Origin of the sequence: Streptacidiphilus sp. MAP12-16 (assembly GCF_041262165.1) — a bacterium.
Taxonomy (GTDB): Bacteria; Actinomycetota; Actinomycetes; order Streptomycetales; family Streptomycetaceae; genus Streptacidiphilus.
In genome coordinates this window covers 291,427-305,496 of sequence record NZ_JBGCBY010000004.1, presented here as the reverse complement: position 1 = coordinate 305,496, position 14,070 = coordinate 291,427, and the positions used below count along the sequence as shown (strand labels likewise).

At 68.9% G+C, this 14,070-nt stretch carries 21 protein-coding genes; 14 read left to right on the top strand and 7 right to left on the bottom strand.

What is annotated here, in order from left to right; genetic code table 11:
• The first annotated feature begins 882 nt into the window (after positions 1 to 882).
• From ABIA33_RS06980 to ABIA33_RS06955, 6 genes are all read left to right on the top strand, one after another.
• Positions 883 to 1,179 carry a hypothetical protein gene (locus ABIA33_RS06980; RefSeq protein ID WP_370078227.1) on the top strand — a complete coding sequence of 99 codons (297 nt, stop codon included), beginning with the start codon at positions 883 to 885 and terminating at the stop codon, positions 1,177 to 1,179.
• A gap of 82 nt (positions 1,180 to 1,261) precedes the next feature.
• Positions 1,262 to 1,444 (top strand): hypothetical protein, encoded by a 183-nt coding sequence (locus tag ABIA33_RS06975; protein ID WP_370078225.1) that lies wholly within the window; start codon positions 1,262 to 1,264, stop codon positions 1,442 to 1,444.
• An 82-nt stretch (positions 1,445 to 1,526) separates the two neighbouring features.
• The gene (locus ABIA33_RS06970) at positions 1,527 to 2,000 is read left to right on the top strand and encodes a hypothetical protein (RefSeq protein WP_370078223.1); all 474 of its coding nucleotides are present in this window, start codon (positions 1,527 to 1,529) and stop codon (positions 1,998 to 2,000) included.
• Positions 2,001 to 2,072: 72 nt separating this feature from the next.
• Positions 2,073 to 2,405 carry a hypothetical protein gene (locus ABIA33_RS06965; protein ID WP_370078221.1) on the top strand — a complete coding sequence of 111 codons (333 nt, stop codon included), beginning with the start codon at positions 2,073 to 2,075 and terminating at the stop codon, positions 2,403 to 2,405.
• A gap of 52 nt (positions 2,406 to 2,457) precedes the next feature.
• The gene (locus tag ABIA33_RS06960) at positions 2,458 to 2,997 is read left to right on the top strand and encodes a hypothetical protein (protein WP_370078219.1); all 540 of its coding nucleotides are present in this window, start codon (positions 2,458 to 2,460) and stop codon (positions 2,995 to 2,997) included.
• Between the two features lie 102 nt (positions 2,998 to 3,099).
• Positions 3,100 to 3,531 carry a hypothetical protein gene (locus ABIA33_RS06955; RefSeq protein WP_370078217.1) on the top strand — a complete coding sequence of 144 codons (432 nt, stop codon included), beginning with the start codon at positions 3,100 to 3,102 and terminating at the stop codon, positions 3,529 to 3,531.
• A gap of 94 nt (positions 3,532 to 3,625) precedes the next feature.
• On the opposite strand, the gene ABIA33_RS06950 is transcribed toward ABIA33_RS06955, so the two are convergent.
• Positions 3,626 to 3,904, bottom strand: coding sequence for a hypothetical protein (locus ABIA33_RS06950; RefSeq protein ID WP_370078215.1), 279 nt, complete (start codon positions 3,902 to 3,904; stop codon positions 3,626 to 3,628).
• Between the two features lie 541 nt (positions 3,905 to 4,445).
• On the opposite strand from ABIA33_RS06950, the gene ABIA33_RS06945 reads away from it, so the two are divergent.
• From ABIA33_RS06945 to ABIA33_RS06925, 5 genes are all read left to right on the top strand, one after another.
• Positions 4,446 to 4,688 (top strand): hypothetical protein, encoded by a 243-nt coding sequence (locus ABIA33_RS06945; RefSeq protein ID WP_370078213.1) that lies wholly within the window; start codon positions 4,446 to 4,448, stop codon positions 4,686 to 4,688.
• 196 nt (positions 4,689 to 4,884) lie between these two features.
• Positions 4,885 to 5,094: a hypothetical protein gene (locus ABIA33_RS06940; RefSeq protein WP_370078211.1), complete on the top strand. Its 210-nt coding sequence runs from the start codon at positions 4,885 to 4,887 to the stop codon at positions 5,092 to 5,094.
• Positions 5,095 to 5,406: 312 nt separating this feature from the next.
• Positions 5,407 to 5,778 (top strand): hypothetical protein, encoded by a 372-nt coding sequence (locus ABIA33_RS06935; RefSeq protein ID WP_370078209.1) that lies wholly within the window; start codon positions 5,407 to 5,409, stop codon positions 5,776 to 5,778.
• A 281-nt stretch (positions 5,779 to 6,059) separates the two neighbouring features.
• Complete coding sequence (locus tag ABIA33_RS06930) at positions 6,060 to 6,554, top strand: DUF5666 domain-containing protein (RefSeq protein WP_370078207.1); 495 nt, start codon at positions 6,060 to 6,062, stop codon at positions 6,552 to 6,554.
• A gap of 238 nt (positions 6,555 to 6,792) precedes the next feature.
• A complete protein-coding gene (locus ABIA33_RS06925; RefSeq protein WP_370078205.1) occupies positions 6,793 to 6,996 on the top strand; it encodes a cold-shock protein in 204 nt (67 codons plus the stop codon).
• Positions 6,997 to 7,062: 66 nt separating this feature from the next.
• Here the strand turns inward: ABIA33_RS06925 and ABIA33_RS06920 are convergent, their stop codons facing one another.
• The gene (locus tag ABIA33_RS06920) at positions 7,063 to 7,614 is read right to left on the bottom strand and encodes a hypothetical protein (RefSeq protein ID WP_370078203.1); all 552 of its coding nucleotides are present in this window, start codon (positions 7,612 to 7,614) and stop codon (positions 7,063 to 7,065) included.
• Between the two features lie 206 nt (positions 7,615 to 7,820).
• Between ABIA33_RS06920 and ABIA33_RS06915 the strand changes: the two genes are divergently transcribed.
• Both ABIA33_RS06915 and ABIA33_RS06910 read left to right on the top strand, forming a co-directional pair.
• Positions 7,821 to 8,036 (top strand): hypothetical protein, encoded by a 216-nt coding sequence (locus ABIA33_RS06915; RefSeq protein WP_370078201.1) that lies wholly within the window; start codon positions 7,821 to 7,823, stop codon positions 8,034 to 8,036.
• A gap of 175 nt (positions 8,037 to 8,211) precedes the next feature.
• Positions 8,212 to 8,514, top strand: a complete 303-nt coding sequence (locus ABIA33_RS06910) for a hypothetical protein (RefSeq protein ID WP_370078199.1) — start codon at positions 8,212 to 8,214, stop codon at positions 8,512 to 8,514.
• A 301-nt stretch (positions 8,515 to 8,815) separates the two neighbouring features.
• Here the strand turns inward: ABIA33_RS06910 and ABIA33_RS06905 are convergent, their stop codons facing one another.
• The 5 genes from ABIA33_RS06905 to ABIA33_RS06885 all read right to left on the bottom strand — a co-directional run bounded on the left by ABIA33_RS06905 (position 8,816) and on the right by ABIA33_RS06885 (position 11,623).
• Positions 8,816 to 8,968 carry a hypothetical protein gene (locus tag ABIA33_RS06905; RefSeq protein WP_370078197.1) on the bottom strand — a complete coding sequence of 51 codons (153 nt, stop codon included), beginning with the start codon at positions 8,966 to 8,968 and terminating at the stop codon, positions 8,816 to 8,818.
• 96 nt (positions 8,969 to 9,064) lie between these two features.
• Positions 9,065 to 9,259 carry a hypothetical protein gene (locus ABIA33_RS06900; protein ID WP_370078195.1) on the bottom strand — a complete coding sequence of 65 codons (195 nt, stop codon included), beginning with the start codon at positions 9,257 to 9,259 and terminating at the stop codon, positions 9,065 to 9,067.
• The gene (locus ABIA33_RS06895) at positions 9,260 to 9,382 is read right to left on the bottom strand and encodes a hypothetical protein (RefSeq protein WP_370078193.1); all 123 of its coding nucleotides are present in this window, start codon (positions 9,380 to 9,382) and stop codon (positions 9,260 to 9,262) included.
• 127 nt (positions 9,383 to 9,509) lie between these two features.
• A complete protein-coding gene (locus tag ABIA33_RS06890; protein ID WP_370078191.1) occupies positions 9,510 to 10,433 on the bottom strand; it encodes a hypothetical protein in 924 nt (307 codons plus the stop codon).
• Positions 10,434 to 11,317: 884 nt separating this feature from the next.
• Positions 11,318 to 11,623, bottom strand: a complete 306-nt coding sequence (locus ABIA33_RS06885) for a hypothetical protein (RefSeq protein ID WP_370078189.1) — start codon at positions 11,621 to 11,623, stop codon at positions 11,318 to 11,320.
• Positions 11,624 to 11,937: 314 nt separating this feature from the next.
• On the opposite strand from ABIA33_RS06885, the gene ABIA33_RS06880 reads away from it, so the two are divergent.
• The gene (locus tag ABIA33_RS06880; RefSeq protein WP_370078187.1) at positions 11,938 to 13,896 is read left to right on the top strand and encodes a hypothetical protein; all 1,959 of its coding nucleotides are present in this window, start codon (positions 11,938 to 11,940) and stop codon (positions 13,894 to 13,896) included.
• Positions 13,897 to 14,070: the final 174 nt, after the last annotated feature.

The window sequence follows — 14,070 nt, the reverse complement described above, 5'->3', positions numbered from 1 at the left end:
CGTCCTGGAGGCCACAGCCGGACGGCACCATCGATCGGACTGAGCCCAGCCGCCAGGTCACGCGCGCTTCCAGCCATGATCCCTCTCGATTTCGGCGGTGGTTCGGCGTCGCCGACCGCAGATCTCTCCGGACAGTGACCGGCAGCCCCCTCGTGACGCGCCGGCCGCCGATGTCCTGTCTGGGGTCCTGCCTTGGGGGTCCTGTCTTGCCGCTCCCGCAGGAGCTCCTCCTACAGGCGGGACCCCCCGAACAGCGGCGAAGCAGCAGGTCAGACCGCCTATTCTGGTGCGCGCAGGAGCCCAGACTCACTAACCGGGAGTCCTTGGCTCCCCGGTCCTCCCGCGCACGACGGCCCAGCCCGGCTACCCCACGTCATTCCCGACGCCCCCGCTCTTGTACGTGTCATATAGCTCCAGGCTCAGGTTCTCTTCATCACTACCTGCCCGACTGCTTCAGGCAGACGGTGCCAACCCGGCCGGCGGAGCCCTATCCGCTCCGTGTGGGTGGCCCGCCGCCCCGGTATGCCGGAGGCCCGAGCGCGGCCACGCGACGCAAAAGGATCTTGGGGAGGCCGGCGGGGCCGGTGATCACCATCGGCGCCTCGCCGCGCTGGCCCGGGTGGGCCTGCTGACCGGTCGAGGTCGGCGGCCTCCACGACGCTTTGCGTCGAGGCCCCTGGGAATCGAATTCAAAAGCGTCGTGAATTCGCGAGAATTCCAGCAATTCCCAGCCCTATTCCGGCTCGACTCGTCGGCGACGTCGAGCTATCTTTGAAATGTGCCCGGGAATACCGGGAAACGAGAAAGCCGCCCGGCGGAATACCCCAGGGAAACTCTACCCGGGGACACCCATGCCCGGCGGGCGCGAGAAAGGACCAGGAAATGGCGGAACGGGAATTCGTGAATGCGGTCGAAATGCGGCCGTACGACGCGGGGCGGCTGGTGGAATTCACCACCATGTGCACACACGAGATGGAAGCGGACGGCCACGGCGAGACGGGCAGCCAGGTGACCTTCCGGGGACGGGTGGTCACCGTCGCGAACGGCATGACCTTCGGCCGGGGCTGGTCGCAGATCACCCTCGACCCCGACGACGGCATGCCCCGGGTCACCAGTGTCCTCGGCGGCCACCGCCACGTGGAACTCCTGCCCGAACCCGGCTCCGCCGACCGCCCCTAGCGCGCCGCACCGGGTCCGGCCACCCCGGCCGGACCCGCCACCCCGCCCGATCGCCCGCCAACCGACATCTGGGGAGCACCCGATGGACCCGAACACGATCCTGCGCGCCCTGCGCCAACTCACCACCCGCATCGACGAGATCGACAACCATCCCGACCGCGACTGGGCCGACCTGGCCCGCGAGGCACTCGAAGGCATCGAAGCCCTCGACGGCTGGCTCGCCCGCGGCGGGGCCCTGCCCGACCCCTGGGCCGCCGCCCGCTGACCCCCACCCGCTCCCGGGGTGCCGCCGTCCCGGTGGCGGTGCCCCGGACCCCCTACCGGACCCGATCAAGGAGTTGATCCGCATGTCGATGCGCTCCATCATCGCCCGCCCCACCCCGGACGGCTTCGCCGGACGCTACGTCCACCACGACGGCCAGCCCACCGCCCGCGTCCCCCTCCTGCTCGCCCTCTACCAGGACAGCTTCGGTACGGACCTGGAGGCCATGCAGCAGCTCCTGCTGGACCGGCACCCCGCCGGATGGTCCTCCCTCGGGCTCGAGGTCACCGGGGACATCGGCTTCACCGAACCCGGCACCGCCCCCCGCAGCCTCGGCGCGCCGCAGTGCTACTGCCACGGCGACCGGTGCGAGGAGCCCCAACTCCTCACCCACCACGACGCCGACCCCCTGTGGCACTGGTGGGTGTACCTGATGACGCCCCAGGGCCTGGAGGTCCGGCCCGCCAACCCGCGCGGCACCGGCTGGCTGGCCCCGGTCCACATCCCCTGGACCACCCACCCCGACGCGCCCCTGCCCTTCGCCCTGCGCCACCGCTGAAAACCCGCCACCCGAGGGCGGGACCACCGACCGGTCCCGCCCCACCCGGAGCATCCGCGAAGGAGGCCTGCCATGGCCGTCACCCCCGACGTCGAGATCGTCATCTGCCGCCATGCCACCACCGGAACCCAGGCCCACGGCTACGACCCCCTGGTCGCCCTGATCCTGACCCGGGCCTCCTTCCGGCCCGAGGACTTCTTCACCCGGGGCTATTACCGCCTGGCCTACGACCAGAGCGCCGCAGAGGAGAACGCGCAGGCGAGCAACGCCGCCCGGATGCTGCGCGCTTGCCACTACACCGTCCACCTCGCCCCCGGACTCGACGAGGACCTGAACACCTACCAGCGCGTGGTGGGCCACGCCGTATGGCAGTGCCCGGTCCACCCCGACCACCCGAACTCCTGACCCCGCCCGCCGGGCGGTAGCCCGCCGCCCGGCCCACCTGAAGGGAACACCCATGGACACCACCCCCGAGCCGCTGGACCTGCGCACCTGCGCGGTCATGCCCGCCGATGTCGCCGAGGTCATCGCCCTGCGTGTCGACCCCGCCCACGGCATGGCCTTCACCGCCCTTCCCCACCCCGCCAACCGGCCGCTGCCCCCCGGCCGGGTCGGCATCACCTGGACCCCCGCCCCGCACGGCACCGCCGTCCTGATCCGCCTCGGCGGCCGGTGCGGCCCCCAGCGCGTCACCGAGGACACCCACCCCGGCGACTGGGTCGAACAGGTTCGCCCCACGGTGGCCCGCGCCCTGCAACTCGCCGCCCGCGCACCCGAACTGGCCATCGCGGACCCCGACCCCACCCCGACCGGCGAACTCGCCCCGCTGCTGGCCGCCGGACACCTCCACCCCGGCGACCTCCTGACCGGCCGCACCGGCGACGGAACCCTGCACCTGGCCCTGGTCACCGCAAGCGGCCAGATGCTCCTGCCCGACGGCACCCTCCACCACGGCCCCGACCAGGCCCTCGCCCACACCCTGGCCACCGAAACCTGACCCGCACCCCACCGACCACCCCCAGCCGACCCCACGTCACCGGTGCCGCCCGCGCCCAGGGCGGCACCCCCACCCCGCCGCTCCTCGAAGGGAAGTACCGCAATGACCCCCAACCCCGCTACCGCCACCGCCGGTTCGGCGAGCCCGGCCGCCTTTCCGGACCCGGTCCGCTCACCCGGACGCCACCTGATCCACCAGCGCCTCGGCGCGCCCCGCCCCCGCGACCTGCTCGCCCGCGCCGAGAAGCACGGCACCCCGGCCCTGGCACTGATCGCGGCCCAACTCGCTGACACCGCAGCGCGCCTGGACGCAACCGCCGACACCCTGGCCCGGCACCTGACCACCCTGCGGGAGTACGCCGACCGTCTCGCCGCCGGGGCACGGGTCACCCCCTGCTTCGCGAGCGCCGCCATGACCACCCTGGGTGCGGAGATCGACCTGTGCCTGCACCGCCAGGACCTCCTGCGCGAACAACTCCACGCCCAGATCGACGCCTACACCCACCTCGAAACCCCCGAGCCGACCCGCTGCTGAACCAGCGCGCCGCCGAGTCCGGGCCGCACCACCGGCCCGGGCACCGGCACCGGCGACCCAGAACGGCAGGGGGCTGCGGGCCTTCCCCGGAGGGTCAATGCGCGGTTGCGAGCCTGTTGCATCTCTGGCAGACGGTGTGGACGTGGTCCCCAGGCGGATACCAGGTGGGGTAAAGGTCGGTGGGGTTGTCGAGCGGCACGGCGCGGAGATCCGCAGTGTCCAGGCCGCACAGTGTCAACGGTCCGGGCGCGCGGCCGTCGGACTGGGTCTCAGCGGCGTGCACCTTGCCGATGCTCTCTACCGATGAACTGCTGCCACCGAGGTGCCAGTGCCTGTGCGTGGCGATCTCATAGACCGCGGCGTAGCCGTTCATGGTGCCGACGCTAGAGCTCGGTCGCCCAGAGGGCACCGCATGCGCGTCCAGCCGTGGGCGGATCCCTGCGGTTGAGTTGTCGCCGTGGGAGCAACGACTCGCCCGGCCTCCTTGTGCATGGCGACACGCCGCCGTCCCCCGTACGGCCGCACGAGATTGCAGCCGTGAACCGCGCCCCAGGCTGAGCCGTGCTGGTTCGCTCCCTGGCGGACATGGCCAGCATCCGGACCGGGAACATCTTCTCCCCGACCCCGGGAGGCTCCCGGCTGCGGACCTGCAGCGGGAGCCTCCCATTGCTGTACTACAGCGGCCGGACGGGTGGAAGCCGGCCCCTCCGCCGCGCCTTCGCTGCCACCCGCCTCCAGCGTCGGGTCTACTGGTTGTGGCGCCGGGCGGCTGTACGAGGGCTCGGTCGGCGCCCCTGGGCGTACGTCCCCCGTGGGCCCGGCTGAGCGGGAACCCCAACCCCCACTCTTTGCCCAGGGGTTCCCGCTCACGCGTTCGGGGTGCCGAGGCGCCGCGGAGCGGGGACGCTGAACACATGAGCGAAAGCACACCCGACGCGGCTCACCAGCATCACGCGCTTGTCGTCGCGCACCCGGTCGTTGACGCCATCCCGCCGTTTCGGCGCGTGGAGATCTTGGGCGTGCAGGTCGGCAAGGCGTACCGCCTGGCGGACGTGGCCGAGTTCTGCCGCCAGGCCGGCTTGGAGGACCTCGACCTCGAAGCACCCGGCCGCGTGCACTGGATCGGCGGCGGCTCCCACGCCCGGGAGGCGGAGTAGTCCGGCATGGCTTGCCGAAACGTCCGCCGACGGGCGTCAGAATATGAATTCCGCGCTCTACCATGCTGGCCATGACAAGCGGCGAGGAGACTCTGCTCGGTCGTGTGCTTCGCTCGCTACGCCGGGCGGGATTCGACCCTAGGATGTCCAGTGAGGGCGGCCCGGTGTTGAGCGCACGGGCGGAGGGACCCTCGTCGTGGTGCGCTGGATTCCGAGTGAGGAGTTGGCCGCGGTGAGTGCCGCGACGCATGCGTATGACGCGGCGGCTGAGACGTCGGCGGCTATCGCGCGGATGCGTACCGCCATGCATCTCGCGCTGACAGTGGTGTTGATCGAATCCGGTTTCCGCGTGATGAACGATGAGGCCAACTGCGAGCTCGTCGTCAGCGACCGATCGCCGGCCTGATGATCGGCCGTGGTGAAGCCCCTGCTCGCGAGGGGCTGCAGCAGAGGCTTCAATTCACCGTACGGCTGCGCGGGCAGGTCAGCGCCCCTTGCGCGCCGCCTTTGCGGCCTTTGCCTGGTCCTTGCGTATGCCGCGCATCATGCGCAGCGCGGCCAGGACGACAGACAGGGTCACCGTTTTCATGGCCGCGTCGTGACTGCGCGGGGATTGGCCAAGCCGAATCAAAATCGGATAATCGCGTCTGTGAATCCCCAGCCCAGTAGGCAATCCCGACGCCCTTTGACAGTTGGGCAGCGCATCCTCCTGGCGTGCATGCCGCCGTTCTGCGCACTGGTCGTCCTGGCGTTCTGCGGTCCGCGGTGGGCAGTGGGGGAGCTCGTTGGCGCCTCGTGGTTCTGGCTGGCCATGTCCAAGCGCGTCAGGTTTCCGGTGACGTGGGCCGTCCAGCACCTCGGGGCGGCCTTTGCGCTCCTGGCGTTCATGATGGCGTCGCTGCTGTTCCCGCTCGTTGCACTCGGCCTCAGGAGTCGGCACTGGGCGGGATGGGAGTCCCTCGCTGCGGTCGTCCTGGGGACCGTGGTGACCGCAGTGGTCTGGCCGGCTCAGCGGCGCTTCTACGCGCTGGTGATGGCCAGGGAGGAATCAACCACTCCACATGTCGCCGAGGACGATGCCACCGGGTAAGTCCCGCTGACCGGCCCGAGGGTGACTCAGTGCCGCTCCCGAGCCGTGGCAGCAAATAGGGCCGGGTTTCGCGGCGGCGTGAGGGCTTAGGAGGCCGGGTCCGCGCGGCGTGCACCCTCGAGGGCATACCCACTCCCCGGTAGGCAGCGCAGCGGCGTACACCGCCCCAAAGGCTGCGATCAGCACCACACGATTTCCACAAAGAGCCGGCTTACCGTCCCGACGGTACGGAACGGCAACGGGCGGGCGGGACGCCTGCCAAGAGGAAGACGGAGAGCATCATGGGCAAGCTGTCCCTGCGTCGGCGCGGAACCGTGGCGGGAGCGGTCGTCTTGGCCGGCATCCTGGCAGCTGGCGGGGCCACCGCCTACGCGGCCACCAGCTCCAGCCCGGCCAAGTCCACCAGCACCGCCGCAGCGAAGGCCAAGGCCAAGCATCACCGGCACGCACCGCGCGGCGTGCATGGCCAGGTGACGGTGAAGAACGGCAAGACCGGCCAGTACGTGACCCGCGAGTGGCAGCGCGGCCAGGTCACCGCGGTGTCCGGGACGACACTGACGGTCAAGAGCGCGGACGGCACCACCTGGACCTGGACCGCCGACCCGAAGCTGAAGATCACCCGCGACGGCAAGAAGACCACCGAGTCGGTGCTCGCGAGCGGTGACACGGTATTGGTCGAGGGCAATCAGGCCGGGTCCGTCAACGACGCCACCCGGATCTACGCACCCTCGGCCGCGCAGATCGCCAAGTGGAAGGCCAAGGCCGCGCAGAAGTAAGCGCACTCCATGAGATACGGCGAGGCACCCCGAGGCGCCTCGCCGTATCTCTGCATCACCGGGCCACGACCTACTCGGCAGCGCCCCGTAGCCAGGCGAACGCGGATCCGATAACTTTCCCGCTAGCAGTCGTGGCTCCGATGTTCCGCTCACCAGCAGTCCGAGGACCAGGGCGATCACCTCAACCCTGAGGTACGCGCCAGTGCGTACCTCGCGATCCCGGACAGGGAGCAGCATCGTGGCCAGTGGCACCGTGAAGTGGTTCAACGCCGAAAAGGGCTTCGGCTTCATCGAGCAGGACGGCGGCGGCGCTGACGTCTTCGCCCACTACTCGAACATCAACGCCTCCGGCTTCCGTGAGCTCCAGGAAGGCCAGAAGGTCACCTTCGACGTCACCCAGGGCCAGAAGGGCCCCCAGGCCGAGAACATCACCCCGGCCTGACCCCAGGCTTGCAGAGGCGCCCCGTACCGGACTGGTGCGGGGCGCCTCGCCGTTGGGGGGTATGCGTCAGCCGATGCTGTTGGCGGCAGCCTGGTAGTCCTTGGCCTGACTGGGCTTGAGGAAGCGGGAGACGCGCACGAGGACATCGCCGTGGACATAGTCGTATTCGGCGGCCGTGGGCAGCGCGGCGGTGACGGCCTGGATGTATTTGGCGCGGGCCGCGGCGTCTTCGGGGGTGGCGAAGACCTCGATGGATCCGCCGTATTCGACGTCGAGCGCGGTCTCCATCTGGAGTTCGGACGCGGGGATGCGGGTGTCCTTGAAGGTGACCTTCGAGGTGTATTCGTGAGGCCGGCCGATGAGGTTGTTGCCGTCGTTGGCTTCGGTGACGACGGATGTCTGCTTCGCGGCGTGGACCTTGGCGGCGAGCTGGGTCATGGCGTGGGTGGCGTCGACGGAGCCGGCGGCTTCGGCGGTGGGTGCTGCGGGGCTGGCGGGTACGACGACGCTGGTACTGGCTCCGCTGGTCGCGGTGTCGCTGCTCGGCGCGGCCGTGGTGGCGCATCCGGCGAGCGCAAGCACAGCGGCGGTCGTGATGAGGGTGAGGGTTCGGTACATCCCCGGATCATGGCAGCGGCGCATGCGGCTGCTTCGGAGAGTTGCTCAACGGATACCCAGCGTTCGAAGGTGCTGTACATGGAATGGGACTGCGCCGCCCAGCATTCGGCAACTCGGACGGACATGGTTGCGACTCGTCGGCCGGAGTCGCAAGCCTCGAACGTGGCCGCAATACGGGTGAATCCGTCCGGGCGGACCATCAGGTCATGGATCTGCCGACCCATCCGCCGGTCATCGTGTTCCCGCCCGTCTACGGGGACCCGCCCTTCCGGCGCATCGAGATCCTGCGCCGGCCGGTGGGCCGGGCCTTCACGCTCGCGCACGTCGTCGAGTTCGCCCGCCGGGCCGGGCTGGAGGATCTGGATCCGCGCGACCCGGAGCAGGTCGGCTGGCACCGCGGCGGACCCGATGTGTGGGGTTGAGGGTCCGGGCATGGCCAAGCCCCAGCCGACGGGGGACACGGCAGAGGCTCCGGTCCGAGGGTAGGACGCGAGGGCTGGTCAGCGCCGCTCCCCAGGCGTTGCGGGCAGCGCTTGACACTGCTCATCACCCCGTGAGGAGATCGCCCCCGGCAACCCTGCCAGGGGAGGAACACGAGTGATCACCTACTACGCGGCAACGCAGCACCAAACGCCGGGCAGCACCCTCGAAGCCGGGGCGTTCGCCCTGCTGCTCGGCCTGGTCTTCCTCTGGTCGGGACAGACCCAACGCCGGAAGGGACGCGCCGACGCTCCGCCGCCGGCCCCCTTCCGAGCCGGGGACAAGCTGATGGTGCTCCACTCGCACGGGCCGAGCCGAGCCCTGCGAGTGTTCGGATGGACGCTGATTGCCCTGGGCTCGCCCTGCATAGCAACCGGCCTGCTGCTCATCGTTGGCGGATTCGTGTCGCTGTTCCGCTGACTCGATCAGCGCGCGGTAGGCATCTGCGTCCGCTTCACCGCCGCCTCGTCCCGGCCTCTGCGCCGAGGCATTGACCCGGTCCTTCCGTGCTCCGCCCATCATGCGCAGCGCGGCCAGGACGATGACGGCTAAACCGGCGATCGAGGCGGCCTAGCGACGCTGGTCGAGGCGGGCCATGGAGTCGAACACGGAGGCACATAACCGTGACAGATCGTCACTCGAAGCCAGCATACGTACAGACTGCTTCGCCCAGATCGAAGCCGTGTGGAAACGAGGTCGAAGTCGCGTGCACGCGGGCCCGTCACTGCGTGACGGGGACGGCGTCCTTCTCCGTGCCCTTCGCTTCGCTGGCTCCCGCGCCGCATCGCAGCCCGTGCGCCAGCAACAGGGTCGCGACCAGCGAGACGGCCGCCGTTGCCACCATGCCAGTGATGGGCGACGTCAGCTCTGCCACCGAGCAGCCACCACCGCCCCACGCCCTGCATGGTGAGCATCCCGGACGTGTGCAGCACCAACGCCTGCCCGCTCAGCTCCTCGGGCGTCAGTGCCATCAGTCGGTCCTGCAGCAGCAGCCCTGCCGCGTACCGAACGTGGCGACCGCGACCACTACCACCGCGACGGGCAGCCCCGGAGCCAGCGCGAAAAACAGATACGGGGCGGCGAGCAGGACAAACAGCGGCACGGCCAACGTGTCCTGCCACTGCACTGGCAGGAAGCGGCCCGCGAGCGCGTCCCCGACCAGCATTCAGGCGGCCAGGCCGCGGCGGGCGATGCGCGCGAGGGCGTCGACGACCTCCTCGCGGTCGCGGTCCTCCAAGGCGAGGAACGCCTCCTGCAGTTCGTCCCCGAGCTCCAGAAACGCGATCAATTCCTGACCGGACTGGCTCGGGAAGCGCTGCTTTCACCATGCCGCCCATCGTGCCAACTCGCCGTCAGGACAAGAGGCTGTGTCCCCTGCACGCGGTGCAGGGGACACGACTGGCAGCAGTGATCATTTACCCGCAGGGGGTCGGTACGGGCTGGGACAGTGCCCGGTATCGGCGCGGGGCCGCGCAGGTGAGCTCGGCCTCGCCGCGCGTGACCATGGTTGCCAGCGCGTTGGCGATGGCCCCCGAGGAGCGGCCGATGGCCTTGCCGATGCCGGTGGAGGTCCATTCCTGGTCGGGGTGTGCGCGCAGGTGCTCCAGGGCGAGCTGGTGCAGTCCGCCCTGCCCCAGCCGGGCCCCTGCGTCGACCGTTCGTACGCCCGGCGTACCCGTCCGGTGCCCGCACGTCGGGCACACGGCCCCCGCCGCTACCCCTGGGGCCGACGCGGGCGGCGCGGGGGTGTTGTCGCCCGCCGTGGACTGCAGCTCGGCGTCCGGGATCAGGTCGCTCTCCTGGTAGAACCCGTTCGCCGGAGGTTGCGTAGCGGCAGCCACATCGTCCGGCTGCTGCACGTCGTCTTCCGCTGCCGTGACGCCGCTGCCGGGGCTGCTGGCCCGGTCCCCGAGCCGGTCGGCCTCGGGCCCGTCGTGCGGGCCTGCATCACCGGTCAGCTGGTCGTCCCCGAAGTCCGGGGACGAGGTGTTGGTGAGCGGCTGCCCCTCGGTGACTTCCTGCTGGTCGACCGGCGGTTGTGTCTCCTCGCCTTGCCGGCCCTCCCGTGCGTTGGTGGTTGGGTTCGACTCGCCGGTGGTGTTCCAGCGGTCGGGCTGGCGGCGGCCGTCCTCGTTGCCGCCGACCTCGCGGCGGATCAGGCCCTGGCTCTCCATGACGGTCAGGACCTTCCCGGCGGTGGAGCGACCGATTCCGGCGGCGCTGGCGAGGGCGGCGGCGCTGCTTCCGGGCTGGGCGAGGACCGCCTCGTAGAGGGACTTCGGGATGCCGCTGAGCCCCTCGTGGGGGTCGGTGGCGGGAGCATGGTTGGTGTGGGACATGGGGTCCTCCGGGTGAACGCGTGGTCATGAGGGGAGGTCCCCGGCCGGGGTGGGCGACTTGAGTTGCCCGGTGGGTCCGCGCGGTGGCCACCGCGTTGTTCGGTCCGTCCACCATGAACGCTCTGAACACCCCTGGAAGGCAAGCCGATTGACGGCATCGCTCCTGCTCAGGAAGAGTGCGGGCGCATGCGGGAGTTCGATGCCCGTGAAGGCGGTGGCTGTACGGCGAGCGGGTGTACCGAGCTGGCGTCATGATGAAGAAGCTGCTCCCCGGGAGCGATGCCGTGTAGGCGGCAGGCGAAGGTGCGCCCCGCTCTTGCAGTCGCCGCCGCCAAGGCGTGGCGTACGCAGTCATCACGTCAACAGGGAGTTCGGCGGCGGCGAAACCCTTGGGACACGGGTTCTCGGATCTAGGCAAGTCGATCAAGCGGTCAAGGAGCGACGGTTTGAAGCAGCTGGCGGGATCGGCCGAGCGCGTGCACTGTGCTGTCTGCTCGGCCGCCGAGTGAGGGCGGCACAATCCGATGCAGATGGCGGCGACGGCATGAATGACGCGATCAACGGCGAGGTGCTGGCCCTCGCCGGAGACGTGGCCGGTCGGCGGATCCTGGACGCTGGCTGCGGCAGCCGCTCACGATGGCCCCACGGTCGCGCAGCGCCGCGAACAGCGGCCCGGACCCCGCCTACGCCTCGATGCTGCGCGACTCGCTGACGGTGTTCAACCGCATGAACTCCTCCCAGGGCGGCATCTGCGTCGCGGTGGTCCACCGCCCCGGCCCCCGACTCCCCGGTCACCCCCGACCTTCGCAACGCCTTCGCCTCGCGTGCCTCCTACCGGGTCAAGGGCATCGACTCGGCGCGCAACGTCCTTGGCCCGGACGCGGTCAGCGACGGCGCGGCCCCTCTTGAGCCTTCTTCCCCACCAGAGCAGCAAGGCTCTGTCGGAGGCCCTCTACGGTGAGCCGCCACACGCCACCTTGGTAGTGCTTCTCGGCACGACGGTAGTAGTCGAGGGCCTTGGCCACCTGCGGAGTCTTCACGCCGTCCGGTGCGTCCAGCTCCAAGAGCAGGATGCGGCGGCACCGCATCTGCTCCAGGATCGTGATCCAGTCGCTCTGGCTGATCTCGGGTTTGAAGACGCCGATGCTCGTCCGCTCCAGATTGCCGTCACGCATGGTCGTGCCGTTCAACCACAGGCTGAATTGAATTCTCCAGTGCGACGCTCCTCAATGATCTGAAGCTGCCGATGGTCGAGTGTGTCGCCACCACGGTGTTGGGCGGACCAGCAGGCGAGGGCGGTGCAGGACTTGCGGGGCAGCTGGACATACCTGAACGGTCGAACTTCGGCGATTCGCCTGGACATATGCCATCACGTATCGTGTATATGGACATTCCGGCGGGGAAGCGCTGCAGCGATCGGCACCCTTGGGTTCGTCTCGCCATGGCTGCGTGATATACGTGATCCCTCACTCATGAAGACTTGGCCTCACGGGATCATAAACCAATGAATAAAGGTATTGGCATCGGTCGCTGGCCGCGGCATATCTGGCGCATAGGTCTCATTTCGGCCACGGCCGTTGCCCTCATCGCGGGCGCCGCGCCCGCGAGCATTGCGGACAGTCCCACCCCGAAGGCCCTCCAGGTTCGCGCCGGCACGGTGACATCGGCGAGCACGCCCCTGGTGCCGTCTCAGCCGGGGAAATTCGTGCAGTCGGGACCGACCCGCATTCTTGATACCCGGATACCAATAGGCGTGGCGGACAAAGCGCCGCTGGGCTCAGGCGGCTTGGTCACACTCCATTTGGGTCTGCCTGCCGATGCCACCGCGGTAGTTCTCAACCTGACGGTGACAGATACCTCATCCGCCGGTTATCTCACGGTCTACCCGGACGGAGGTACGCGGCCGACGAGCTCCAATCTCAACTTTTCCTCCGGTGAAACCCGGTCGGACTTGGCGACAGTTGCTGTAACGAACGGCTCGGTAGACGTCTTCAACCACATTGGTAGCGCGGACGTCATCGCCGATCTTGAGGGCTACTACACGAACGACACGGCAGTGGCGGGTTCGTCCTATTACCCCGTCGCACCCTCCCGTCTGCTCGACACTCGGTCATCCCGGTCTCCGATCGGTGGGAGCGCTTCGCTCTCGGTACCGGTAGTAGGGCGCGCCGGAGTCCCCTCTTCCGGAGTGTCGGCAGTAGTACTGAACGTCACGGAGGCGGACGCCACCACACCCGGCTTTTTCACGGTCTATGCGGATGGCCGCTCGCTACCCGGAGTCTCGAACGTGAACTTCGGCACGGGCATGCCGGTGCCGAACCTGGTGGTCGCGCCAGTAGGGGCCGACGGGAAGATCGACATCTACAATCACGCCGGCCACGCTGACGCGATCGTTGACGTGCAGGGTTACTACTCCACGTCCCCGCTGGGCAGTGGCTTCTCACCGGTGACCCCAACGCGGATTGAAGACACCCGGTCCTCGAAGAGTCCGCTCGCCGCCGGGGCGTCGGTCGCGGTTCCGGTCGGTGGAGTCGCGGAAGTGCCGACGACCGGTGCATCCGCGGTCGTCCTCAACGTCACGTCAGCAGATGCCACGAGCGCAAGTTACTTCTCGGTGTACCCGGGCGGTCAGAGCCGTTCGACTGCGTCGAACGTCAACTTTGTGGCCGGGCAGGCGGTCTCCAACCTGGTCGTGGTCCCGATCGGGGCCGACGGGAAGATCGACATCTACAATGCCGCGGGTAAGGCGGACGCGATCGCGGACATCTTCGGATACTTCGCTCTGCCGCAGGGAGCACCGACTGGCCTGTCCGAGTACGGCGCCAATGGCACACAGACCTGTGCCAGTTCACCGCCTGGCCCCTGGGTGGCAGCGTCTGAGTCGGGCGTTGGTGCGACCGCTCAAGCCCGGCAGGTAGTCCTCACGGCCAACGTGACCCAGCCGACGGCGAACCAGGACTACACCCTGGAGGCGGTCATCACCGGGCCCGACGGGGTTAGCGTCTACGACAGCTCACCGAGTCTGGGATCACCGCCGTTTCCGATGAGCCTCTACCTCGACGGCTTGCCTAGCGGCTCCTACAGTTGGCACGCGGTGTCAAGCAATGGTGCTTCAGTGTCCCCGGTCAGTGCGACCTGCTACTTCCAGGTCGATGCCGACACGGTGGTCACCTCAGTGACGGCGACGGTCAGTCCTGCGACGAATCTGCACACGGGTATGGCCGTCCAGATCACCCTTGCGGCCACGTCAACGGGCACTTCCGCCGGGAAGGAGATCGCCGGCTTCTGCTACTCGTTCCAGCAGGCGCCGCCCTCCAACTGCCAACTCACCCCCGCAGTGAACGGCGAGCTCCAATTCACGCAAACCCTCTCGCGTTGGGGTAGTTACACCCTGTACGTCTACGCCGACACGGTCTCCGGATGGCGAGGCGTCGGCGAGGCATCGTTCTACGTGGCCTCTTAAGTCCAAGCGGTCCCGCACGGTCGGTCGCGCCAGCACGGGCGGCCGACCCGTTGCCTTGCCGGTCCGCCGAGTGGACCAAGCGCTTATGGAACCAGTAACCAAGTGATTTCAGGAAGCGATCTACTGCGAATCTGTCGGGTGGCCGGGAGGAGTCTCACTGTGCGATATCCCTTG